Origin of the sequence: Rhizobium sp. WYCCWR 11128 (assembly GCF_013416305.1) — a bacterium.
Lineage (GTDB): Bacteria > Pseudomonadota > Alphaproteobacteria > Rhizobiales > Rhizobiaceae > Rhizobium > Rhizobium indicum.
Map to the genome: position 1 here is coordinate 473948 of NZ_JACCEZ010000001.1, position 22593 is coordinate 496540.

Annotated in this window: 23 protein-coding genes; 15 read left to right on the forward strand and 8 right to left on the reverse strand. The window is 61.3% G+C overall.

All coding sequences use genetic code 11. The features are described from left to right. Positions 1-3: 3 nt before the first annotated feature. Entirely contained in the window at positions 4-366 is a 363-nt protein-coding gene (locus HX898_RS02375; protein WP_180193888.1) for a cytochrome C oxidase subunit IV family protein, read from the forward strand. A gap of 67 nt (positions 367-433) precedes the next feature. Here HX898_RS02375 and HX898_RS02380 read toward each other — a convergent pair whose 3' ends face one another. Next, on the reverse strand, positions 434-1471 hold the full coding sequence (locus HX898_RS02380) for an AraC family transcriptional regulator (RefSeq protein WP_138334787.1): 1038 nt from the start codon (positions 1469-1471) through the stop codon (positions 434-436). A gap of 121 nt (positions 1472-1592) precedes the next feature. Between HX898_RS02380 and HX898_RS02385 the strand changes: the two genes are divergently transcribed. From HX898_RS02385 to HX898_RS02395, 3 genes are read left to right on the forward strand one after another with little or no spacing between them, the layout of a single operon-like run. Beyond that, entirely contained in the window at positions 1593-3044 is a 1452-nt protein-coding gene (locus HX898_RS02385) for an APC family permease (protein WP_180193889.1), read from the forward strand. Beyond that, positions 3041-3214, forward strand: coding sequence for a hypothetical protein (locus HX898_RS02390; protein ID WP_171598289.1), 174 nt, complete (start codon positions 3041-3043; stop codon positions 3212-3214). The genes HX898_RS02385 and HX898_RS02390 overlap by 4 nt, the downstream gene beginning before the upstream one ends. A gap of 60 nt (positions 3215-3274) precedes the next feature. Beyond that, positions 3275-5263 (forward strand): primary-amine oxidase, encoded by a 1989-nt coding sequence (locus HX898_RS02395; RefSeq protein ID WP_180193890.1) that lies wholly within the window; start codon positions 3275-3277, stop codon positions 5261-5263. A gap of 50 nt (positions 5264-5313) precedes the next feature. On the opposite strand, the gene HX898_RS02400 is transcribed toward HX898_RS02395, so the two are convergent. After that, positions 5314-5562 carry a hypothetical protein gene (locus HX898_RS02400; protein ID WP_171598287.1) on the reverse strand — a complete coding sequence of 83 codons (249 nt, stop codon included), beginning with the start codon at positions 5560-5562 and terminating at the stop codon, positions 5314-5316. Here HX898_RS02400 and HX898_RS02405 point away from each other — a divergent pair. Beyond that, a complete protein-coding gene (locus HX898_RS02405) occupies positions 5561-7081 on the forward strand; it encodes an FAD-dependent monooxygenase (protein ID WP_180193891.1) in 1521 nt (506 codons plus the stop codon). The genes HX898_RS02400 and HX898_RS02405 overlap by 2 nt on opposite strands. A gap of 251 nt (positions 7082-7332) precedes the next feature. Then, the gene (locus tag HX898_RS02410) at positions 7333-7914 is read left to right on the forward strand and encodes a dienelactone hydrolase family protein (RefSeq protein WP_171598285.1); all 582 of its coding nucleotides are present in this window, start codon (positions 7333-7335) and stop codon (positions 7912-7914) included. A 97-nt stretch (positions 7915-8011) separates the two neighbouring features. Here the strand turns inward: HX898_RS02410 and HX898_RS02415 are convergent, their stop codons facing one another. Together HX898_RS02415 and HX898_RS02420 are read right to left on the reverse strand one after the other, a co-directional pair. Further along, entirely contained in the window at positions 8012-8386 is a 375-nt protein-coding gene (locus HX898_RS02415) for a VOC family protein (protein WP_138334785.1), read from the reverse strand. 8 nt (positions 8387-8394) lie between these two features. Continuing rightward, entirely contained in the window at positions 8395-8571 is a 177-nt protein-coding gene (locus tag HX898_RS02420; protein ID WP_171598283.1) for a hypothetical protein, read from the reverse strand. Positions 8572-8836: 265 nt separating this feature from the next. Between HX898_RS02420 and HX898_RS02425 the strand changes: the two genes are divergently transcribed. Next, entirely contained in the window at positions 8837-9817 is a 981-nt protein-coding gene (locus tag HX898_RS02425) for an SDR family oxidoreductase (protein WP_180193892.1), read from the forward strand. A 55-nt stretch (positions 9818-9872) separates the two neighbouring features. On the opposite strand, the gene HX898_RS02430 is transcribed toward HX898_RS02425, so the two are convergent. Next, entirely contained in the window at positions 9873-10070 is a 198-nt protein-coding gene (locus HX898_RS02430) for a hypothetical protein (protein WP_180193893.1), read from the reverse strand. Between HX898_RS02430 and HX898_RS02435 the strand changes: the two genes are divergently transcribed. The 8 genes from HX898_RS02435 to HX898_RS02470 all read left to right on the forward strand — a co-directional run bounded on the left by HX898_RS02435 (position 10060) and on the right by HX898_RS02470 (position 20688). Next, complete coding sequence (locus tag HX898_RS02435; protein WP_138334782.1) at positions 10060-11133, forward strand: helix-turn-helix transcriptional regulator; 1074 nt, start codon at positions 10060-10062, stop codon at positions 11131-11133. The genes HX898_RS02430 and HX898_RS02435 overlap by 11 nt on opposite strands. A 226-nt stretch (positions 11134-11359) precedes the next feature. Beyond that, positions 11360-12592: an efflux RND transporter periplasmic adaptor subunit gene (locus HX898_RS02440; RefSeq protein WP_180193894.1), complete on the forward strand. Its 1233-nt coding sequence runs from the start codon at positions 11360-11362 to the stop codon at positions 12590-12592. Next, positions 12589-13293 carry an ABC transporter ATP-binding protein gene (locus HX898_RS02445; RefSeq protein ID WP_138334780.1) on the forward strand — a complete coding sequence of 235 codons (705 nt, stop codon included), beginning with the start codon at positions 12589-12591 and terminating at the stop codon, positions 13291-13293. Before HX898_RS02440 ends, HX898_RS02445 begins: the two co-directional genes overlap by 4 nt. Further along, positions 13290-14429, forward strand: coding sequence for an ABC transporter permease (locus HX898_RS02450; RefSeq protein ID WP_180193895.1), 1140 nt, complete (start codon positions 13290-13292; stop codon positions 14427-14429). The genes HX898_RS02445 and HX898_RS02450 overlap by 4 nt, the downstream gene beginning before the upstream one ends. Before the next feature lie 4 nt (positions 14430-14433). After that, on the forward strand, positions 14434-15636 hold the full coding sequence (locus HX898_RS02455) for an ABC transporter permease (RefSeq protein ID WP_180193896.1): 1203 nt from the start codon (positions 14434-14436) through the stop codon (positions 15634-15636). A gap of 111 nt (positions 15637-15747) precedes the next feature. Then, entirely contained in the window at positions 15748-16719 is a 972-nt protein-coding gene (locus HX898_RS02460) for a DMT family transporter (RefSeq protein ID WP_138334777.1), read from the forward strand. A 526-nt stretch (positions 16720-17245) separates the two neighbouring features. After that, positions 17246-18733, forward strand: coding sequence for a right-handed parallel beta-helix repeat-containing protein (locus HX898_RS02465; RefSeq protein WP_180193897.1), 1488 nt, complete (start codon positions 17246-17248; stop codon positions 18731-18733). Between the two features lie 461 nt (positions 18734-19194). Next, entirely contained in the window at positions 19195-20688 is a 1494-nt protein-coding gene (locus tag HX898_RS02470; RefSeq protein WP_180193898.1) for a right-handed parallel beta-helix repeat-containing protein, read from the forward strand. Positions 20689-20751: 63 nt separating this feature from the next. Here HX898_RS02470 and HX898_RS02475 read toward each other — a convergent pair whose 3' ends face one another. From HX898_RS02475 to HX898_RS02485, 3 genes are all read right to left on the reverse strand, one after another. Beyond that, positions 20752-21033, reverse strand: a complete 282-nt coding sequence (locus HX898_RS02475) for a nodulation protein (RefSeq protein ID WP_138334774.1) — start codon at positions 21031-21033, stop codon at positions 20752-20754. A 140-nt stretch (positions 21034-21173) separates the two neighbouring features. Then, positions 21174-21818 carry a DUF1109 domain-containing protein gene (locus tag HX898_RS02480; protein WP_180193899.1) on the reverse strand — a complete coding sequence of 215 codons (645 nt, stop codon included), beginning with the start codon at positions 21816-21818 and terminating at the stop codon, positions 21174-21176. Then, positions 21815-22363: a sigma-70 family RNA polymerase sigma factor gene (locus HX898_RS02485; RefSeq protein WP_027683988.1), complete on the reverse strand. Its 549-nt coding sequence runs from the start codon at positions 22361-22363 to the stop codon at positions 21815-21817. Before HX898_RS02485 ends, HX898_RS02480 begins: the two co-directional genes overlap by 4 nt. Between the last annotated feature and the right edge of the window lie 230 nt (positions 22364-22593).

A 22593-nucleotide genomic window follows, 5' to 3' on the forward strand; every position in this document is an offset into this window, starting at 1 on the left:
GTCATGAGCGAGACAACGGCGCATGCGCAAAGCCAAGTGCATGGACAGGCACATACCGGACAGCAGCACCCGATCCGGCTCTATCTTTTCGTCTGGGGCCTGCTCTTCGTGCTCAGCGCCTTTTCCTACATGGTCGATTATCTCGGCATCCAGGGTTATCTCAGGTGGACGCTGATCCTCATCTTCATGATGCTGAAGGCCGGGCTGATCGTCGCCATCTTCATGCACATGGCCTGGGAACGGCTGGCGCTCGTCTATGCCATCCTGCTGCCGCCGCTGCTGGTGCTGGTTTTCGTGGCGTTGATGGTATCGGAAGCAGACTACACAATCTTCACCCGATTGGCATTCTTTGGTGCGGCGCCGTAGAGCAGCAATCGAACGGGGTCTCGGCTGCCGGTCCGATCGTCCATTTACTTGATTTTTACATCTCCGTTCAACCTGTCGAAGATGGGTCGTTCCCCTTCTTTTCCCAGGATCGCAGCGCACGCCAGAGCACCGTGTTGTCTGCATAACCCAGCACACGCGCAATCTCGGACATCGGTGCGGCATGTCGGTCGCCGAGATAGTGGGCGGCGAGTGTCTGGCGGTGCTGGCGAACGAGATCGCGAAGCGACACGCCTTCCTCCGACAGCCGGCGCTGCAGGCTTCGCGGCGACATCTTCAGTTCGGCGGCAAGCGTTGCGACCGTGATCGGTTTGCGGCCGAGATAGATGCCGATCAGGGCCTGGACCTTTTCCTTGACGGCATCGCCGGCGGCCGGCTCGTTGACCAGATCGCCGATATGCCGCTCCAGGATTTCGACCAGGCTTTTGTCTTCCGCACGATGCACACGGTCAGCCTCCGCCTTGTTCATGACGATCCGGTTGCCGGATTGGCCGAACATGATGGGCGCGCCACAGATGCGTTCCAGCACGCCGGCGTCGCGCGGGGCGTGATGCTCGAGCTGTATTTCGATCGGCCGCCAGCCACGGCGGAAGCACGAACGGACGAGCTGACAGGAGGCGGCAATCGTGAATTCGCTGTCCTGCCGGCGCGGCCACATGCTGGGATCGACGATCCGGTAGCTCCAGACAAAATCGCCATTCTCTTCGAACACGCCGGAACTGGTCGCGCCTTGTACCGCGTTGACATATTTCGACAGCCGCTCGAAGGCGCTGCGTATGGTCGGCGAGAGTGCGAAGAGCATGCCGATGGGGCCGATGTCGGCGGGCTTGAAGCCGGTGCCCATGCGAGCTCCCAGTGCCGGTTCGCCTGTTATCGTCGCGGCATCTTCGAACAGCGCGACATAACGCGCCATGGGCAGGACAGCGTAAGGATCTTCCAGTTGCGAGCGCAGAATGCCGTGCGAAGCCAGAAGAAGGTCGGTTTTCCCGGATCTTTTATCGATTTGTTGCACCAGCGGGATCAAGACGGAGGCTCGAATTGAAGCAACTGCTGGCATGCGGCTGATCAAATGCGATGCAACTGCCATTTTCAGCGTCTCCGGTGACCTTCGTGGCGCGAATTATCGATTCATTGGCATAAACTGCAATTTCGGGGCCAGATCGCCGCGCCTACCTTCTTGGCAACAAACAAGCAAAGAGGGGTTCTCCATGACACTGGAAGCAAGCATGCCCGCACCATCATTGCCGGAGCGTCGTCTGGCCAAGGACTCGGTGGGCCTCGCCCATATCGTGTTCTTCGTCGTTGCCGCGGCCGCGCCGCTGACGGCCGTCGTCGGCGCTTCGCCGGCCGCTTTTGCTTTCGGCAATGGCGCGGGCGTCCCCGGCGCTTTCGTGCTTACCGGCCTGCTCTACCTGCTCTTCTCGGTCGGCTTCACCGCCATGAGCCGGCATGTGGGCGGGGCAGGAGCCTTCTACACCTATATCACCCATGGCATCGGCAAGCCGGCTGGCGTGGGTGGCGCCTTCATGGCGCTGGTCACCTATAGCGCGGTTCAGATCGCCATCTATGGCCTGTTCGGTTTCTTCATGGCCAATGCCATAGCGCCGCTTGGACTGGTTCTGCCCTGGTGGGCCTTCGCCTTCGTGGCACTGGTCGTCGTGCTGGTCTGCGGTCAGCGCAACATCGCCTTCTCGGGCGCGATCCTCGGCGTCTGCATGATTGCCGAAATCGCCATATTGCTGGTTCTGGATCTTGCCATCGTCTTTTCAGGCGGCGGACCGGAAGGCATCAGCTTCTCCTCCTTTGCGCCATCGTCGGTCTTTGCGCCCGGTCTCGGCGTGGCGCTGGTCTTCGTCATCGGTTCCTTCATCGGCTTCGAAGCGACTGCCATTTTCGGCGAGGAAGCCGAAGATCCGGAAAAGACCATTCCCCGCGCCACCTATGTCGCGGTGCTGCTGATTACCCTCTTCTATGCCTTCTCCACCTGGGCAATCGTGCAATTCTATGGTCCGGGCAAGGTGCAGGCTTCTGCTGCTGCCAGCCTCGACAGCTTCTACTTCACCGCCGCCAATTCCGTGCTTGGTCCATGGTCGAGCCAGGTGATGAACGTGCTGCTGATCACCAGCCTGTTTGCTTGCATCCTGTCCTTCCACAATACGCTCAACCGCTATTTCTTCGCCCTTGGCCGTGAAGGCCTGGCCGCCAAGGTGCTTGGCAAGGTTCATACCAAACATGGCTCGCCCTATGCTGCAGGTCTTCTGCAAAGTCTTATCGCGGCTGTCGTCCTTGCCCTGTTCGTGATCTTCGGCGCCGATCCCTACACTGTCGTGTTCTCCTGGATGGCAGCGCTGGCAGGTATCGGTATCCTACTGGTGCAGGTGCTTGTCTCCGTCGCGATCATCATGTTCTTCCGCAAGACGCCGAACAGCTATAGCGCCTGGACCACGATGACCGCGCCAGTGCTGGCGCTCCTCGGCCTCATGGGTTCGCTGGTGCTGGTCAGCTCCAATCTTTCACTCCTTTCCGGCAGCGAAAGCCTGATCGTCAAGGCTTTCCCCTACGCCATGGTGCTGGTGGGCATTCTTGGCGCGCTGTTTGCGATCCGGATCAAGAGATCCAAGCCAGTTCTCTATGCCTCCCTTGGAAAGGTCTTCGAATGAGTGCCGTTGCTGAATTTGCACCCGTCGATCGCCTTCTGGTTCTCACGGTCGCGATCCTTGCCGGCGCGACAGTGCTGGTTGCCGTCGAGGCACACGCCTTCTGCTCGGTGTTCTGCATCCATGCAGACCAGATGATGATCGAGGCACAGATCTGCTCCGGTCGATCCTGATCACCGCAGCTTGCGACGCGCCATGTTGCGTCGTCTCTTCCAAAAACAAGAGGTATACCAATGGACGCCGTTGTCGCAGTTACCCATCCCCTCGATCCTCTGAGCCTCGACGAGATCGCTTCTGCCGTTGCCATACTCAAGGATAGGCAGCCACTCGCAGCCACCTTCCGCTTTCCGATCACCCGGCTGGAGGAGCCGGCCAAGGCCGATCTTGCCGCCTATCGCCTGGGCGACAGGCTGCCGCGGCTTGCCTTCATCCTGGCAATCGACATCAGCAATGGCGAAACCTTCGAAGGCATCGTAGACCTGACTGCCGACACGGTGTCCTCCTATATCCGGCTGCCTCTCGATGAACTGCCCTACGGTCAGCCGCCGATCATGCTGTGCGAATTCGAAACCGTGGAAGGCACCGTCAAATCCGATCCGCGCTGGATCGCTGCCGTCAAGAAGCGCGGCATTACCGACGAGGATATTCCGCTCATCCAGATCGATCCTTTTTCCTCGGGCTATTTTGGCCGCGAATTCGAGAAGGGAAAGCGCATCGTCCGCGCCGTGTCTTATTGGCGCGAGGATGTCCGTGACAACGGCTACGCGCATCCGATCGAGGGCGTGGTGGCGGTGGTCGATCTGATCACCAACCGGGTGGTCGAGCTCGTCGACGATGAGAAGATCATTCCGGTCCCGAGGAAGAAGCGCAATTATGGCCGCGAAACCTTCCCGGAACCGCGGCCCGATCTCACGCCGCTGCATATCGTTCAGCGGCAAGGGCCGAGCTTTACGGTCGACGGCTGGAAAGTCGAATGGCAGAACTGGAGTTTCCGTGTCGGTTTCACCCCGCGCGAGGGTCTCGTTCTGCATGAACTCGGCATCAAGGATCAGGGCAGGCTCAGGCCCGTCGTCTTTCGCGCCAGTGTCACGGAAATGGTCGTGCCCTATGCGGATCCGACCGCCAACCACTATTGGAAGAGCGCCTTCGATGCCGGCGAATATGGCCTCGGGCGCCTGGCCAATTGCCTCGAACTCGGCTGCGACTGCCTGGGCCATATTCACTATTTCGACGTGCCGGCGGCGGATGATCTCGGCCAGCCTTTCACCATGAAGAACGCCATCTGCATGCATGAGGAGGATTACGGCATCCTCTGGAAGCACTACGAATTCCGCAACGGTATTTTCGAAGTGCGCCGTTCGCGCCGCCTCGTCATCTCCTTCTTCGCAACCGTCGGCAATTACGATTACGGCTTCTACTGGTATCTCTATCAGGACGGCACGATCCAGCTCGAAGCCAAGCTCACCGGCATCATCCAGACGGCGGCGGTCGCGACCGGCGAAACCTATCCATGGGGCGGCATGGTCGATGACAATCTCGGCGGTCCGACCCACCAGCATTTCTTCAATGCGCGCCTGCACATGGATGTCGATGGCGGCGACAATACCGTGACCGAGCATGAGTTCGTGCCGCGTCCCTGGGGTGAGGATAATCCCTATGGCAATGTCTTCGATACCAGGAGCCGTGTGCTGAAACGCGAACTTGATTCCCCGGCACTCGCCAATGGCGAGACCGGCCGTTACTGGAAAGTCTCCAACCCCAACATAAAGAACAGCGTCGGCAAGGCGCCGGGCTACAAGATTGTCGTCATGCCGTCGCCGGTCATGCTTGCCCAGCCGGATTCGACCGTTGCCCAGCGCGGCGGCTTCGCCAAGAAACACATCTGGGTCACGGCCTTCGATGCCAGGGAAAAATATGCGAGCGGCGATTATCCGAACGTGCATGCCGGCGGCGACGGCCTGCCGGGTTATGTCAAGCAGAACCGCGAAATCGAGAATGCCGATGTCGTGCTCTGGCATTCCTTCGGCCATACCCATGTCTGCAAGCCCGAGGATTTTCCGATCATGCCCGTGGAATATGCCGGCTTCACGCTGAAACCGAACGGCTTCTTCGCATCCAACATCGCCATGGACCTGCCGCCGGAAGGAAACAGCCAGAGCGTCGACAATCGCCTGCAACATTCGCCTGATGACACCGGAAATGGTTCCTGCTGCCACACATAGCTGGACGGCTGTTCCTTTTTAACCGCCCGGAAGGGGCCTTCCCCGTCAGGTCAGACCTTCAGAAGAGGATATCTTCTGTTGCCGATCGATCGCTCGGCGGCTATGTTGCCGATGTCGGAAAAGGCATGACTTGGTGTGGTTGGCCCAAGTCCTTTCGGAAACGAAAGCTCTGTTCCTTGCCTCGTGCATGAGTTCTCCACGACGAACAACAGACGCTGTTCAAGCGTCCCATTGTTCGTCCGTGTGGTTCTCAAAACGACGAACTGCTCCGGTCGAACGACCATAAAGGAGTAGTTCATGCCCGATTTTCTGATGATTCATGACGTTGTGATTTCCGGTGCAGGTCCGGTCGGCCTGTTTCTGGCCTGCGAGCTGCGGCTGGCCGGCCTCTCGGTGTTGGTGCTGGAGCAGGCCGAAGACCCGCATTCGCCGTTGAAGCGGCTGCCGTTTGGCATGCGCGGCCTTTCCGCACCGACCATCGAAGCCTTCTACCGTCGCGGGCTGCTGGATGACATCATGGCGCCGCAGCGCGAAAAAGATCAATCGACTTCAGCGCATTGGATGCAGCAGGCGGGTCACCCGGGCGGGCATTTCGCCGGCATTCAGTTCTTTCACGACACCATCGACACCTCGACGTGGCCCTATCGCCTGCCAGGTCCGGCCGGTACCAGCATGGCGGTCGAGATGGAGCACTTCGAATCCGCGCTGGCCGCCCACGCAAGCGCGATGGGTGTCGAGATCAGGCGCGGGCTCGGTGTCGATGGCTTCGATCAGTCGGGCGAAGGCGTGACCGTTCGCGCGGGTGGCCAGATCTTTCGCGGACGATGGCTCATCGGTTGTGACGGCGGGCGCAGCACCGTGCGCAGGGCAGGCGGTTTTGAATTCGTTGGCACCGATCCGGAGTTCACCGGCTATTCCGTTCAGGTCGAGATGGCCGATCCGGAGAAGCTCGTCGCGGGCCGCCATTACACGCCAACAGGCATGTATACCTACCAAAAGCCCGGCACCATCGCGATGGTCGATTTCGACGGAGGCGCGTTTCACCGAACGCAGCCGATCACGCCGGAGCATGTGCAATCGGTGTTGCGGCATATTTCCGGCGCCGATGTCACGGTGACAGGCCTTGAGCTTGCCACCACCTGGACGGATCGCGCCTATCAGGCGACGGCTTACCGCAAGGGCAGGGTGCTGCTTGCGGGTGACGCTGCGCACATCCATTCCCCCTTGGGCGGCCAGGGTCTGAACCTCGGGCTCGGCGATGCGATGAATCTTGGATGGAAGCTTGCCACGACGATTCGCGGCGATGCGCCGGAGGGCCTGCTCGATAGCTATTTCTGCGAACGGCATCCAGTTGGAGCGCAGATTCTCGACTGGTCGCGCGCCCAGGTCGCACTGATGCGGCCGAGCCGGAGTTCGCGCGCGCTCGAAGCCATCATCCGCGATCTGATCGACACGCGTGACGGCGCGACATACTTTGCCGAGCGCGTCTGGGGTGTGTCTCTCCGCTACGATCTTGGCGGCAGTCACCCGCTGGTCGGCCGCAGCGCTCCCGATTTCGAGCTGGCCGACGGTACGAAGCTCGGCGATCACCTCAGGCAGGGCAAAGGCCTGCTTTTGGACTTTGACGCCGGTGCACCGCTGCAAGCGCTGGCAGGTCGCTGGAATGGGATCACCTATGTCGCCAGTGACGCCCGGGATCGGCTGGGACTGAGCGCGCTGCTCGTGCGCCCCGACGGCTTCGTGGCGTGGGCTGGTGAGGCTATGCCTGACAATGAGAAAGCCGCGCAGGCCGCATCGCGGTGGTTCGGCAAAGCCTGAAACTATGCCGCCCCGCCATTGAGGTTTGGAAGGACGTTTCTTTGGCCGTTTTTCTCGCTCTAAAATGCCGGACTGAGCGCATGAAGGCATAGGAGAAGAGCTGTGAAGGATGCCGCCGGAATGCAGTAATCGATGTACGGTTTTCGGCGGGTTTACAGATGTTGCTTCGGCAACGTATCCGCACTCTTCCCGGCAAGGCGGCGACGCTGTAGAGTGGCGATGCGCCCGACCGTCCCGCCCGGAGGCTCCTTATGGCTGAGATCCTGTTGTTCCATCATGCACAGGGGCTGACCCCAGGTGTGCGCTCGTTTGCCGACGATATCAGGGCAGCCGGTCACATCGTGCACACGCCTGATCTGTTTGACGGGCGCACATTCCCAAGCATCGAAGCGGGGATCGCCTATATCGGGGAGATCGGATTCGACGCCATGCGGGAGCGCGGCGTGCGCGTCGCCGACGAACTGCCTGCCGGGCTCGTCTATGCCGGGTTCTCGTTCGGGGTGCTGCCGGCGCAGAAGCTGGCGCAGACGCGGCCCGGCGCCCGCGGGGCTCTGCTCTTCTATTCCTGCCTGCCGATCAGCGGCGAATGGGCCTTCGGACCGTGGCCGGACGGCGTTCCGGTGCAGATCCACGGCATGGACAACGACCCGATTTTCGTCCGCGAGGGCGACATCGACGCCGCCCGTGAGATCGTGGAGAAGGTCGAGGACGCGGAGCTTTTCCTGTACCCAGGCCACCAGCACTACTTCGCCGACAGCTCGCTGCCGTCCTATGACGCGGAAGCGACCGCGCTGCTGACCCTCCGCGTGATCGAGTTCCTGAATCGCGTCTGACCCAGACATTCCGCGGGAGATCCGGTTTGGCGCTGGTGTAGCCGACCTGAGATGGGTGCCGTTCATGCTGCAGGGCGGGCTTTCGGCCCGGAGCGGACTATTCCGACACCACGCAGAAATTGTTGCCTTCGGGATCATTTAAGACCGTGTATCCATCCGCTTCCCGGACGAAGCTCGCACCGAGCGATAGAAGCCGCTCTACCTCCCTGGCCCGATCGGGGGTGGCAATATCGAGATGAAGTCGGTTGCGGGCGGAACGTTCCCCTGGGCGAAGGTGGAAGCAAAGGCGGGTTCCGGGACCTTCGACCATCACGGTCGGGTCAGTCTCGGGTGTCAATCCGAGAGCGGCCAGGCGGGCCAGTTCGTCGTCTTCATATGGCATCACGTCGTAGCCATCGAGCGCCTTCGCCCAGAAGCGGGCGACACGCGAGGGAATGTCGCAATCGATGACGATTTCTTTCAGCCTTGCCATGGAACCCTTCAAGAATTGTTGGGCCGGCGATGGCAAACGCGTTCGACGACCGCGCCGCCGACCGCCGGCAGCAATGCAAAAAGCACGAGCTGCGGTGTCTCCGGCAGCATCAACAGGCGAGATATGAGAAAGGCGACCAGCAATCCTGCCAGCGCCCCGGCTGCATAGGGCAGATAATCCTTCAAGAGAACCTCCGTCTTGTGCTGATCTCAAACAGAAGGGGCATTATTGGCTTGAGATAGAGATCTTCGCGGTATCGGCAATGGCTGGTTGCGGCCGAACCTCACGTCGTCCGATCGGCCTATACGGAATGGCACTACGTTGGTTTACGGGACAGGTCGATCTAAACAACGTGAGCCGGTGTACCTGTTTTGCAGGAGACGACCGATTTCTTTCGCGCTATGAAGACTGACCGCATATCCCGCCACATCCGACACTGAGGTCCTTCCCATGGCTTTGAAAATCCTTTTTGTTGGCGGTACCGGCCAGATTTCATATCCATGCGTCGAGCGCGCCGTGGTTCAGGGCCACCATGTCAGCGTCTATAACCGCAGTTTGAGAGGCAACCCATTGCCTGCGGGGGTTACCGCGATCGTCGGCGATCTCGCGGCACCCACCTATGCGGACTTGGCCAAGGCCAATTATGACGTCGTGTGCCAGTTCATTGCCTTTACGCCGGATCAAGTCGCGCGTGACATCGATGTCTTTGCCGGGCACTGCGGCCAGTACATCTTCATCTCTTCGGCTTCGGTCTACGAAAAGCCGCCGCGTCACTATGTGATTACCGAGCAGACACCGGCGATCAACCCCTACTGGCGCTATAGCCAAGATAAGATTGCCTGCGAGACGCTGCTCAAGAATTCCCAAAATCTCGCCTGGACCATCGTCCGTCCCAGTCACACTGTTCGCACCGGCCTGCCCATCATGATGGGTGACAGCGACGTCATGGCGAGACGCATGCTGGACGGCGAGCCCACCATCGTGGCGGGCGATGGCCACACGCCCTGGACACTGACCCGCTCGGTTGATTTCGCGGTGCCCTTTGTCGGGCTTTTCGGCAAGCCGGCGGCGTTGAACGAGATCTTCCACATCACCTCCGATCGCGCTCATATCTGGAACGATATTCAAAAGACGATCGCCAGATTGCTTGATGTCGAGGCCAAGATCGTACACGTGCCGACGGATACCCTGGTCCGGTACAATCCGGAGTGGCTTGGCCCGCTGCGGGGCGACAAGGCATGGTCGGCGATCTTTGACAATTCAAAGGTCAAACGCGTGGCGGGCGACTTCACCTGCGCCGAGAGCCTTGATGAAATTCTGGCGGAGCCGATCATGCATCTCAAGCAGCGACTGGTCAAGAACCGCCCGCCAAGGGGCGATCTTGATGCTTTGGTCGATCGGATTTGCGCTGCGCAAACCGCTCTCGGCTAGGCAGGTAGAGCGCGTGCAGGGTATTTTATGTTCCGCGCTCGCCTGTCGGGGCGCGTCATTGCGGAATGCCAACCGGCGCGCGGTTCGCCATAATGATCGTCGCCACTTGCCCTCGACGCAGAATCTGCACGGCGGCTCCGGACCGTCGGACGAGGGATGACACGGCATGCCGCTCACAAAAATCCCAGCCTAAAACGTGTCCTAAAACATGATGGAGGTCGCGCCGGCTGAGGATCTCGGCAATGATGGCCATCCAATCGCCACTCCGATCCTATCAGGCCATGCTGTTCATTCCGCTTCCTTTCGTCGTTGCCCTTCTGCTGCTCATCCTCTTCGTCACCGTCCTCAGGCGCGACGAGGAGGCGCAGCCCAATCTGCCGTTTCTGGCACTGATCCTGCTCGCCGTGCTGCAATCCGTCCTCTCCGGCCTGCGCTGGGGCTACGGGGTGCAGGTGGTGGGCGTGATCGCGCCTGTCACCGCGGCGATGGTGCCGCCGCTTGCCTATGCCGGGGTTTCCAGGCTGGTCAGGACGAGCCGGCGGCCGCTGCCGACGCGCATTGCACTGCATGCGGTGCCCGCTGCCGTCATCCTCACGTTGATGGTGGTCCGGCGGGATGTGATCGATATTGCGCTGGTGCTTGTTTTCGTCGGTTATGCCCTGGCGATCCTGCTTCTGATGCGGCCGGGCGCCGATGCGCTTCGGCTTGCGCCCTTCGAGGGAGCGGTGCCGGCCTATCGGGCCATCATCTTCGCGGCGGTGGCGCTGTGCCTGTCGGCCTCGGTCGATATCTTCGTCTTTTTCGATTTCACATGGGCGCATGGCGAGCATGCGCTGACGCTGATCAGCGTCAGCAATCTCGCGGTTCTCGTCATCCTCGGCATTGCGGCAGCCGCCGCCAGCCGAAGCCGGGCGCCGGCCGAGATGGTGGAGGCGGTGCCGAAGTCCGAAACGACCGAAGACAAGGAGATGATCGCCACGGTCGATGCGCTGATGGAGGCAAGAAAACTCTATCGCGACGCCAATCTCAATCTCGACCGGCTGGCCCGCAAGGCCGGCATTCCCGCCCGCCAGATCTCGGCGGCGATCAACCGGGCGATGGACAAGAACGTCTCGCAATATGTCAATGACTACAGGATCGGCGAGGCCTGCCGGCTGCTTGCCGCGACCCAGAAATCGGTGACCGAGGTGATGTTCGAGGTCGGCTTCCAGACCAAGTCCAACTTCAACCGCGAATTCCGCCGGGTCACGGATATGACGCCGATTGGCTGGCGGGAGAGGAAGGGTGAATCCGGCGTCTCTTCGGCTTCGTCGTGAAGTGACGCCTGTCCTCTCTCCAGCCTCATCCTGAGACGCCCGGTAGGGGCCTCCAAGGACGGGGCGGGCCACCGGCGCTTCACACAGCAAGCATGAGGCTGCACCCACGCAATCACCCGCCCTCGCGGTTCGAGCCGGCGCTTCGTTCGTCACTGCAATCGATTCACTGGATCGATTGCTCCGCTTCGCGGATCGCTTCTCACCCTCACCATGAGGGCTGACCCGGGTGTCTTGCCGCGCCAAGTACACAATCGCGATCGAGGACTATCGGAAACGCGTTCGAGGTCGCGGTTTTGCTGCCGTTGGTCATTCTGGCGGCATGAACACGACATCAGAACATGACCGAGACCTTGCCGCCAAGCTGAGATCGCTTTCGATCGAACCCGCGGCCTTCAAGACGGAACCGCCGGATCGTCAGGCCCGGCGGCGGGTGATTCCCGGAGCAATACTGGCCCTTGTCGCGACGGCATCGCTGGCGGTGGTGCTTCTCTATCGGCCCGAGACGCTGGAGCGCATCGAGACTGTGCTTGCGGGTCTCACAGGCAAGGACGAGATCGCAATATCCGTCGATGGAACAGACAGGCCTGCCGCCGGTCCTATTCGGGCTTTGCCCTCAGATACCCCAACGAAGAGGGGATTGCCAACCCGGGAAGTCACCGGCTCCGGCTACGTCGTGACGCCCGATATCGTTACCGTCTTTTCCAAATATGAAGGTCGGATCGTTGCCGTCGAGGTCGAGGCGGGCGACAGGGTCGTACCAGGCCAGGTGCTGGTGCGGCTCGATGATGCCGGCGCCCGCTTTGCGCTTCAGGGCGCCAAGATCGCCCGGCAATCGGCGGAGTTGGCGCTGGCGGCGAAGACTATCGAATTGGCGCAGGCGCGGTCTTCCCTCACGCGCACCGAGCGGCTTGCCGGGCGCGATGCGATGTCGGCGCAGACGCTGGAGGAGGCGAAGACGGCGTTCGACACTGCCGAGAATGCCGCCCTGCAGGCACGGCAGGACGTGGCCAAGGCGGATCTCGATATCGACAGGGCGCGCGAGCAGGTGGAAGCGCTGACCGTCCGGGCGCCGATATCAGGCACCGTCACGCGGCTTACCGCACATGTCGGCGACACCGTGCTGTCGCGAGAGGACAGCGTGCGGGAGAATGAAAGCCTGCTTGCGATTGCCGACATGGCAACCATGGTCATCGATGCGGACGTGGCCGAGGCGAATATCGCTTTGATGCGGTCGGGCTTGCGTGGCGAGGCGGTGCTCGACGGCTTTCCCGACCGGCCCTTTGCGGTCGAAGTATCGAAGATCGCGCCGATGATTTCGAGGGAGAAGGGGACAGTGACGCTACGCTTGGCACTCTCCTCGCCGCCGTCAGACATGCGTCCAGCCATGGCCGCGCGCATCCGCCTTCTGGTGGGTGAGGCCGGGGATAGCACAGACCATCAGCAAGGAGCAGAGCGATGACCGACACTCAAGAACCCTATATCGCACTTCGCGGCGTCAGGAAGGCATTCAGGATCGGCGCGGAGACGATCCCGATCTTTTCCGGGCTCGACCTTTCCATTGCACGCGGCGATTTCGTCGCCGTCATGGGGCCGTCGGGTTCGGGGAAATCGACGCTGCTCAACATGCTCGGCGGCGTCGACAGCCCCGACGGAGGGGAGATCAGGATCGGCCGCAGCCATCTCGAACAGATGGGCGAAGGCGCCAGAGCCGCCTGGCGCGCGCACAGCATGGGCATCGTCTTCCAGTTCTACAACCTGCTGCCGATGCTGAATGCGGGCGAGAATATCGAGCTGCCGCTGCTGTTGAAGCCGCTCAAGCGCAAGGAGCGGCGGGCGCGCGTCGAGACCGTCATGGATCTGGTCGGGCTCTCCGGGCGGCAGCGGCAGTTTCCATCCAGCATGTCCGGCGGGCAGCAGCAGCGCGTCGGCATCGCCCGCGCCATCGTCGGCGATCCCGACCTCTTGCTCTGCGACGAACCGACCGGCGATCTCGACCGGAAATCCGCCAATGATATCCTTGAGATGCTGGGCTTTCTCAATCGCGAGCTTCAGAAGACCATCATTATGGTGACGCATGATCCCGAGGCGGCTTCCTTTGCCCGGCGCACGCTGCATCTCAACAAGGGCGAATTCGTCGAGCAGGAAAGGTTGGCCCAATGACCTTCTTTCAGCTGATGCGCCGCAATGCCTGGCGCAAGCCGTTCAGGGCCACGCTTCTGATGTTCTCGGTCGGCGTCGCCTTCCTGATCTATGGGCTGACGGCGAGCTTCCTCAGCGGCTCGCAAGGGGCGGCCGGGGCGAGCGATACGCTGCTCGGCGTCTTCAACAGATCGGGGCGGGCGCAGCCGCTGCCGCTTGCCTATCTCAACAGGATCGCCGCCGATAGCGATGTCGCCGCCGTCGCCTACATGACGCGCATGCGGGGCTTCGTCGATGTCGAGAAGAATGTCGTGATGACGAGCGCGGTCGATCCACGATTGATCGCCGCGGCCAATGGCGACGAGCTCGGGCTGACGCCGCAGTTGATATCAGCGCTGGAAGAGGGCCGTGACCGGGTGCTGGTCGGCCGGGCGCTGGCGGAGGCGCAGGGCTGGTCGGTCGGCCAGCGCATCGGGGTCACCAGCCACCTGACAAGGGAAGACGGCAGCCGCAACTGGAGTTTTGAGATCGCCGGCATCTTCGAAGGGGCCGACGCCAGCACCGACACCTATTTCATGATCGCCCGCTATGATGCCGTCAATGCGGCGCGCGCCCGCGGCAAGGATACAGTCGATGGCTTCGTGGTGCGACCGCGACCGGGCGTTTCATCCGGCGTGCTGGCGGCAAGGATCGACGCGCTGTTTGCCAATTCGGCGGCACCGACGCGCACTCAATCGGAAAAGCAGTTCCTCAAGGCTTTCTTGCGGCAGTTCGCCGATATCGGCCTGATCGTCAGCCTCGTCGTCGGCGCCGCCTTCGTGACGATCCTGATGATCGTGGTCAACACCATGCTCTTTGCCGTGAGGGAGCGCAGCTTCGAGATCGGCGTCATGAAGGTGCTCGGCTTTTCCAGGGGGCGGATCATTGCGTTGATCCTCGGCGAGACACTGTTCGTCTTCGCCGTCGGCGGGGCGGGCGGGCTCGTTCTCGCCAAGCTCGCGACGCTGTTTGCCGGGCCGGAATTCGGCCTCGCCTTCACCTCGTCCGTGCTGCTGAAATCCGTCGCCATCATCGCCGGTCTCGGCCTCCTGACTGGATTGTTCCCTGCCGCCAATGCCATGCGCCTGCCCATCGTCAACGCCTTCAGATCGAGATAGTCCAATGTCATCAGCGCTCAAGCAGATCTTTTTCATGATCAGAGTCAATCTCGGCAGCCTGCCGCGGCGGCTTTGGATCTCGCTGTCGATGGTACTCTCGGTGGCGCTCGTGGTGGCGGTGCTTGCGGGTTTTCTCGCCATGGCCAGGGGCTTTGAGGCAGCGCTTCAAGGCGCGGGTTCGACCGGCATCGCCGTCATCCTCGGCGGCGGCACCAACCAGGAGACCGGCTCGGATGTGCCTGCCGAGGCAATCCGCAGCCTGACTGCCATGACCGGCGAGATCGGCGTGGCGCGGAATGCCGCGGGCGGCCTGGCGCTGTCGCGCGAGATCGTTGTTCCCGTCGATGTCCTCAGGGCAAGCGACGGGGCGGAACAGACACTGTCGTTGCGCGGCATGGACACTACGGGGCCGGGTTTGCGCGATCGCGTATCGCTCTCCCAAGGGCGGTTGTTTTCGCCGGGAGCCCGCGAGATCGTCGTCGGTGGGCGCATCGCCGATGAATTCTCCGGCTTCGCCGTCGGCGACAAGGTGCGGCTCGGCGCGGTCGACTGGACGGTCGTCGGGCATTTCGCGTCAGGCGGCAGCGCTTTCGAATCCGAGATCTGGGCGGATCTGGAGGCCGTGCAATCGGCCCTCGACCGGCAGGGGCAGGTGCAGAGCCTGCGCGTGCGTCTCGATGGGGCAGGCGGGTTGCCTGTGTTGCAGGAGCATATCTCCGCATTTCCCGGCCCGCCGCTCACCGCCGTCTCCGAGGCCGATCTCTATGCCGCGCAATCTGAGCGTACCGCGAGCCTCATCCGCCTGTTCGGTTGGCCGCTGGCGCTGTTGATGGCGGTCGGCGCCACCGCTGGCGCGCTGAACACGATGATGAGTTCGGTCTCCGACCGCACGGTCGAAATCGCCACGCTGCGCCTGCTCGGCTTCGGCCGCCTGCCGGCCTTCACTGCCACCTGGGTCGAGGCCGTGCTTCTCTCGATCGCGGGTGCCGCCCTCGGCATCCTCGCCTCATGGCTCGCCTTCAACGGCTGGCAGGCCAGTACGATGGGCGCTAACAATACCAAGATGGCCTTCCAGCTCGACGTCACCGCCGACGTCGCGCTGACCGCCGGGCTGCTGGGGCTTGCAATCGGCATCATCGGCGGGGCGTTGCCGGCGCTGGCGGCGACACGGCTGCCGTTGACTTCGGCTTTGAGGGCGAGGGTGTAAGAGGCCTGCTGTCTGAACCTTCCCGGTGGGTCACGTCATCACGGCGACCCGTCAGGCGGAGCGCCGCCGCCTCATCTGTGCAGCCCATGGAAATTGTGGCATAACTGAACCATGGCAATGAATGTCTTGGCGGTCCATCGCGACACGGTCGGGACGGAACAGGCGGGGGGCAGTTCGCTTGCCGCCGCCTATTCCGTCGGCATTTTCTGCTGGCTGCTGTCGGCCGGCGTCTATATCGCTGCGAAATGGGTCTCTTCAGAAATGCCGCCCTGGGCGCTCTGCTTCTGGCGCGTGCTGATCGCCTTCGCGATCCTGATGCCGATCGTGCGCCGGCATTTCGCCGAGATGGTCGCGCTCGCGCGGGCTCGCGCCCTCGAACTGCTTCTCATCGGCGGTGTGGGACTGGCGATCTGCCAGGGCATGATTTTTGTCGGGCTGGAACATGCCGATGCCACCACCGCCGGCATCATCATCGCCCTGATCCCGATCATCACCATGATCCTTGCCCGTTTGATGCTGGCCGAGCCGATGGGACGCTGGCAGGTGATCGGATCGATCTTGGCCTTTCTCGGGATCGTGGTCATCATCATCAAGGGCAGTCCGGCCGCGCTGATGCGGCTCGACTTCAACCGGGGTGAACTGTGGATCGTCGCCGGCGCGTTCTGTTTCAGTCTTTATACCGTCCTGCTCCGCCGAGCGAAATTCGACATGAATCGCCTTGCGCTCCTGGTGATGCTGCTCGGTGCGGCGGTGCTGACGGCGCTGCCCTTCTACCTGTTCGAGCTATTCTCAGACGAGCGCTCGACGCTCAACGGCAGCGGGCTCATCGCGCTCGCCTATGTCGCGATCCCCGGCGGGGCGGTCATGTACTACCTCTTCAATCGCAGCATCGAGGCACTGGGCGCGGCTCGGGCGGGCGTCCTCCTCTACATTCAGACCATCTTCATAGCCGTGCTCGCCTATCTGATCCTCGGCGAGCAGTTGCAACGCTATCACCTCGAAGGCGCGGCACTCATCATCGCCGGCTTGCTTCTCATCATCCTGCTGAAGCCGAAGATCAAGGCCGAAGCGGCTACTGCATAATTCCTTAAATCGGGATCGATTTAAGGATAAAATTATGCAGCAATTCAAAGTGCTACAGCGTCCTTTGCGCGTCTGAAAAGACGCGCGGCGCTGTAGGGCCTGAAGTCTCGCCATCGCTGCGACATGGTTGCCGCTGACCTCGGCTTTGAGGGCGAGGGGTAGGGTTTCACCTTGGAGTGCGCCTTTCGCTTGCGCTCAAGGCGTTCGTCGCTGGCGCTCCTCACCCCCTGAGCGCAAGCGAAGGCAAGAATCACATGGCGCACAGACCGAAGGCGACGTATGCCTCGCGCAAACACGCCGCGATTTATTCACCTCGAAGTCGCCGATTTCTCGGCCCAAGTTGTAACATTGGTCACACCAGGCAATTGCCTGTGGAATGAGGCGCGCGAACTCGCCCGCTGCCCCATTGACAACATCTTATCGCCTTCTTGCCATGGCCGGTTTGCCCCCGCCGCATCCGATCGGCCGATCCTGGGCGATTCCGGCGGCGACATTAGCGATCCGACGAATAGGGCAACATGGCGATATGACAGTCTACTATGTGAACTCAGCGACTGGCTCCGACCGCAACGGTGGAACGGGCCAGAACTCGGCTTTTGCGACTTTGTCCAAAGTGGAATCCTTGAAACTGAAACCCGGCGACAGCGTGCTTCTTGCCAAGGGGAGCGTGTTCAACGAGCAGTTCGATATCAAATATTCAGGCAGCGAGAGCGCGCCGATCAAGATCGGCAGTTACGGGACGGGTGCGGCACCCGTCATCCACAGCAGCGGCGACGGCATCCACAGCCTCTATGCCTCGAACATCGTCATCGAGAACCTGAAGATATCGAATACCGGCGGTGCGGGCATCTATGGCGGTAGTGTCACGAACTGGACGGTCCGCGACGTCGAGATCGCCAAGACGGGATTGTCGGAAAACGCAGGCGCCGTCACCTTCCGGAGCAGCAAGAATGTCACGGTCGAAGACAGCAAGATATCGGGCGTCAAAGGCGACGGCTTCTGGATCGAAAAGGTCGCCGGCGTCAAGCTTCTCAACAACACCGTCACCAGCGCGAGCGGCTCGACGGCCGATGCCGTGCAGATGAACGACAGCAGCAACATTCTGATCAAGGGCAATCATCTCGACCAGACGCATGCCAGCAGCCCCAAGGGCGTCATCGCGCTCGTCAGGCCCACCAATGCGGTTGTCGAGGACAATGTGATCACCGGCGGCGGCTTCGGCATCAGCGCGCAGGCGGGCAAGAACGTTGCCATCCGCGACAACGACATATCCGGATATCACGGTTACAGCTGGTCCTTCGCCGTCGGTCTCGGCGACCAGGGCAATGCGCGGGACTATGATATTTCAGGCAACCATATTCATGACGGCGCGTGGGGCGTTGCCGTCAGCGGGCCCATCGGTGCCAGCTATAGCCGCACGAATATCAAGGTTCACGACAACGTCTTCGACGACCTCTCACAGGCGGCGCTGAAGGTCGACAGGCCGGCATCCGGCTCCTTCACCAACAATACGATCGAGACCGGCACCAAGGCCACCAGCATATCGCCGGCCATTGCCGACGCGCATACCTTTACCGTCAGCGGCAACAAGACGGTCGCCAATGTCGAGACGACGCTCGCCGCCGCCGATACCAAGGTTGCCGCAGCGACGGAGGTGTCCGCGGATTCGGCGGTTGTCGCCGTCCATGACAATTTGAAGATCTTCACCGATAATGGCGAGGCCCATCGCGGCAATCTTCTCGACAACGACAGTTCTGACAACGACACCCTGGTTCTGCGCCGCTTCGGCGACGAAAGTGTCGGCAAGCACGGCCTGACGCTGACCGGCGACTACGGCGTCATCCACGTGGATCGGGAAGGCAACTATGCCTACACGCTCGATGAAACGAAGCTCCCCGACCATGACGGTCATGTGAGCGAGTCCTTCAGCTACGGGATCAACGACGGAAACTCGCATCATAGCGACGGGGATACGCTGACCGTCTTCATCCATCTGGATGGCTTGCTGAGCTGAGGTGAGGGTGCCGGGAGCGGCGCTATGCCGGGCGTTCCTTCCGGGGAGGCATGGACTCCCCCGGGGAAGCGTTGCTCTCGCCATCAAATGGCTCCGCAGTGTCCCTCACCCGGCTGCCGCCGGGTGAGGGTAAGGGGCTGCAATACGGCCTCAACCTTTCCGGCTTGCGACTGACCTGAAACAGGACATCTCACCTCTGCGACCATCGTCGCCGAGGTGTACGATTATCGTTCATTCACCTTTCGGTCGTTATTTAGTAGATTGTTTTCGTATAAGTTGTCATCTCCAGAATACCGCCTCCGCCAGGCGTTCTCGGGACCAAGGTAGGCCCACAGGGTCTGCCAACCGTCGTGAGGGCAATATCGAAGGCCTTTTGACATGGCCTTTAGCCCCGACCGCATCCGATCCACGCGTCGCAGCCGATTCAGACGGCTGCGCGGGCAATTCGAGAACAAGGCGATATGGCAATCTATTATGTGAATCCAGCGATAGGCTCCAACAGCAACAATGGAACGAGCGAGGACACGCCGTTTTCGTCGTTCTGGGCGGTAGAAAACTTGAAACTGCAGCCGGGCGACAGCGTGCTGCTTGCCGCCGGAAGCGTGTTCAACGACCAGCTTGACCTTAAATACTCCGGCAGCGTTGCGGCTCCGATTACGATCGGCAGTTATGGTGTCGGCGATGCGCCGGTCATCCATAGCCCCAACGACGGCATCCACAGCCTCTATGCATCGAACATCGTCATCGAGAATATCAAGATCTCCGACACCGGCGGCGCGGCCATCTATGGCGGCAGTGTTTCGAACTGGACGGTCCGCAACGTCGAGGTCGATCACACCGGACTGGCGGGCAAGTCAGGTTCGATCACCTTCAGGACCGGCTCGAACATCACCATCGAAAACAGCACGATCAACGACGTCAACGGCGACGGCGTCTGGATCGAAAAAGTCAACGGCGTCAATTTTCTCAACAACACCGTCACCAATGCCCACGGCACCGCGGCAGATGCCGTCCAGATGAACGACAGCAGCAATATCGTGATCAGCGGCAATTACCTCGACCAGACGGGCGCCGCTACGCCGAAGGGCGTCATCGCGCTCGTTCGGTCTGTAAATGCCGTGGTCGAGGACAACGCGATTATCGGTGGCGGCTTCGGGATCGGCGCACAAGCCGGCACTAACGTCGCTATCCACGACAACGATATTTCAGGCTATGGCGGCTACAGCTGGTCCTATGCCATCGGTCTCGGCGACCAGGGCAATACGCGGGACTACGATATATCGGGCAACTATATCCATGACGGCGCATGGGGCGTGGTGGTTAGTGCCGCCGGCACGACCAGTTACGTTCGCGAGGGTATCGAGATCCACAACAACGTCTTCGACGACCTGACGCAGGCAGCGCTGAAGGTCGACAGGCCGGCATCCGGCTCCTTCCACGACAATGTTATCGCCAGCGATGTCAAGCCCTACAGCATATCTCCCGCCATCATCGCCGCGAACACCTTCCCCGTCAGCAACAACACGACGCTCGACGAGGCCCAGGCGACGATGCTTGCAAGCAGCGATAGTCTCGCGGTCGGCGATACGACGCACACGGACACGGCGCCGGCGCTTGTCGCAACCCATGACAGCCTGAAAATCTCCTCCGATCTGGATGGCGCCCATTACGGCAATCTCCTCGAAAACGACAGCTCGGCCAATGGAATCCTGCTGCTTCGCCGCTTCGAGGGCGAATTCGTCGACAAGGACGGCGTGACGCTGACCGGCCAATACGGCTCCATCCATGTCGACAGTGACGGCGATTACACCTATACGGCCGACGCGGCAAAGCTCGCCGGACTTAGCGGAGACGTGAGCGACACCTTCCACTACAAGATCTCCGATGGGACTTCGCTACACTTCGACACGGATACGCTGAGCATCTCCATCCATGTGGATGACCTGCTGAGCTGACAGGGATGCCGGCAGCAAATGGCGTTGTATCGCGGCGGCATTCCGCCCAGCACTTGCGAAGTCTCATTGATCGCCGAGCAAGATCCTGATGACGTCGACCTCGATTTCCGCGCAGATGATCTCGTATTCACTGATGATTGCGGGATCGGCCGATCTATCCCGACGCATGCGATCGAGGACGGCGCAGGCTTCGCCGTAGGCGCCGCATAATTCGTAAAAATGGGGCTGGCTCGCCGCAACTGCTCTGATCGTTGCCCGCGTCGCAGGCAGCCTCATCATCAGCCTGGCCAGCCCCTGTTCCGCGGCTTGCCGGGTGAGGTGGGCTACGCCTTCTTTCCTGACCATGCCGTCATACCTCGCTGCCTGTGTTTTCCGATCCAGGGGGTACGCAATACTCACCCACCCCCTGACTAGTACGCAGGAATGCTGCATCTGGTTTCATGCCGGATGAAGGTTTAGTGGCGCAGTGCCGCAAACAGCCGGTGCTACCAGCGCAGGAGGCGGGGGCCGAACAGCGCGCCGATTCCGCCGGTCAAGAGGATGCCGAGCGAATACCAGAGGGTGACGAAGGGCAGGCCGTTTTCCGTGCAGAACCAGGAATAGACCCAGGCGCCGGATGCGCCGGCGGCAATGCCGGCGATGAAGCCAGTGATGCCGAGGTTGCTCGGGGCGCCGCCACGGAGAACCCAGGTATTTGCGATCAGGATCGGCATGGCAAAGGCAAAGATCAGCAGTGGGCAATGCAGGGCGGAGGAGCCGAGCACCAGCACGGGGTAGCTTGCGGCCGGCGACAAAGTGAGCTGAATGACCGCCAGGACGGCGAGGGTAAGTATGATGGCCGCGGCAATCCCGAAAAAGCGGCCCTCCGAGCCATCCGGCCGGGACAGGCGGTAAACGGATGCGAAGGCGGCGATTGCAAGCAAGGCATTGTAGGCGGACTTGATCCAGAAGACGGGCAGCATCAGCGCCTGCGCCATATCGGTGCGAAGGCCGAAGACGATAAGCATCAGCAGCAGCGAGATTGCCAGAGCAGGCAGGATGGCGAGCGCGAAGCGGCGTTCGAGCGCATGCCTCGGCACCGGCCTCAGATCCCGAACAAGGCTGTCGATCACGTCCTCAGTCTCTCTCACATTCCACCTCGCAATCTTGCCGCCAGCGCCTTGATGCCTCTGTGAACGCCGACCTTGACCGCCGATTCCGACTGTCCGGTGCGGCTGGCCGTATCGGCCACCGACTGCCCCTCGAGCTTGACCTGACGGATCAGCTCCTGCTGGTGCTGCGGCAGACCGCTCAACAGCCGTTCGACATCCATGCGCGCTGCAATCGCATCCTCCCTGAAATCGTCTTCGATCTCCTCGTCCAGCTCCATTTCCGCCTTGTACCGGCCGCCATGCTTCCGGTGATGGTCGATCAGCTTGTAACGGGCAATCGAGAAGAACCACGCGGTGAACGGCCGCTCCCTGTCATAGGTCGCCCGGCGCGAATGCAGCGCCAGCAACGTCTCCTGCACGAGATCTTCCGTGTCGGATTTCGCGGTAGTGCCGATACGTCCGCCGTAATAACCGACGAGCAGGGTCCGCAACGTCACGAGCAGACGTCGATAGGCCGCCTCGTCCCCGTCAAGGGAAAGAAGCATCAGCATCTTCAGTGCTTGTTCCGAATGGGCGCTCGTCATGTCGTCTGCAATGTCATTCGCGTGGATGACGCTTTGGTTACAGGTCGATTCAAAAATCTTCCGGCGGCAATTCAAAGTGTACAGCGTCCTTTGCGCGTCTCTAAAAGACGCGCGGCGCTGTAGCGCTATCACATAAGCGTGAGGGCTGTAACCGCCTTCGCAAGGAGATCGAATTCAGGACTGTGAGCCGTCGGCGAGTGTCGGCGGACATGTCAATCGATCCGAGGAGA

Bases quoted from the DNA above. Each gene is read 5' to 3' on its own strand.
- HX898_RS02375 (WP_180193888.1), top strand. From the start codon at position 4: ATGAGCGAGACAACGGCGCATGCGCAAAGCCAAGTGCATGGACAGGCA.
- HX898_RS02380 (WP_138334787.1), bottom strand. From the start codon at position 1,471: ATGGCAGTTGCATCGCATTTGATCAGCCGCATGCCAGCAGTTGCTTCA.
- HX898_RS02385 (WP_180193889.1), top strand. From the start codon at position 1,593: ATGACACTGGAAGCAAGCATGCCCGCACCATCATTGCCGGAGCGTCGT.
- HX898_RS02390 (WP_171598289.1), top strand. From the start codon at position 3,041: ATGAGTGCCGTTGCTGAATTTGCACCCGTCGATCGCCTTCTGGTTCTC.
- HX898_RS02395 (WP_180193890.1), top strand. From the start codon at position 3,275: ATGGACGCCGTTGTCGCAGTTACCCATCCCCTCGATCCTCTGAGCCTC.
- HX898_RS02405 (WP_180193891.1), top strand. From the start codon at position 5,561: ATGCCCGATTTTCTGATGATTCATGACGTTGTGATTTCCGGTGCAGGT.
- HX898_RS02400 (WP_171598287.1), bottom strand. From the start codon at position 5,562: ATGAACTACTCCTTTATGGTCGTTCGACCGGAGCAGTTCGTCGTTTTG.
- HX898_RS02410 (WP_171598285.1), top strand. From the start codon at position 7,333: ATGGCTGAGATCCTGTTGTTCCATCATGCACAGGGGCTGACCCCAGGT.
- HX898_RS02415 (WP_138334785.1), bottom strand. From the start codon at position 8,386: ATGGCAAGGCTGAAAGAAATCGTCATCGATTGCGACATTCCCTCGCGT.
- HX898_RS02425 (WP_180193892.1), top strand. From the start codon at position 8,837: ATGGCTTTGAAAATCCTTTTTGTTGGCGGTACCGGCCAGATTTCATAT.
- HX898_RS02435 (WP_138334782.1), top strand. From the start codon at position 10,060: ATGATGGCCATCCAATCGCCACTCCGATCCTATCAGGCCATGCTGTTC.
- HX898_RS02430 (WP_180193893.1), bottom strand. From the start codon at position 10,070: ATGGCCATCATTGCCGAGATCCTCAGCCGGCGCGACCTCCATCATGTT.
- HX898_RS02445 (WP_138334780.1), top strand. From the start codon at position 12,589: ATGACCGACACTCAAGAACCCTATATCGCACTTCGCGGCGTCAGGAAG.
- HX898_RS02450 (WP_180193895.1), top strand. From the start codon at position 13,290: ATGACCTTCTTTCAGCTGATGCGCCGCAATGCCTGGCGCAAGCCGTTC.
- HX898_RS02455 (WP_180193896.1), top strand. From the start codon at position 14,434: ATGTCATCAGCGCTCAAGCAGATCTTTTTCATGATCAGAGTCAATCTC.
- HX898_RS02460 (WP_138334777.1), top strand. From the start codon at position 15,748: ATGGCAATGAATGTCTTGGCGGTCCATCGCGACACGGTCGGGACGGAA.
- HX898_RS02465 (WP_180193897.1), top strand. From the start codon at position 17,246: ATGACAGTCTACTATGTGAACTCAGCGACTGGCTCCGACCGCAACGGT.
- HX898_RS02470 (WP_180193898.1), top strand. From the start codon at position 19,195: ATGGCAATCTATTATGTGAATCCAGCGATAGGCTCCAACAGCAACAAT.
- HX898_RS02475 (WP_138334774.1), bottom strand. From the start codon at position 21,033: ATGGTCAGGAAAGAAGGCGTAGCCCACCTCACCCGGCAAGCCGCGGAA.
- HX898_RS02485 (WP_027683988.1), bottom strand. From the start codon at position 22,363: ATGACGAGCGCCCATTCGGAACAAGCACTGAAGATGCTGATGCTTCTT.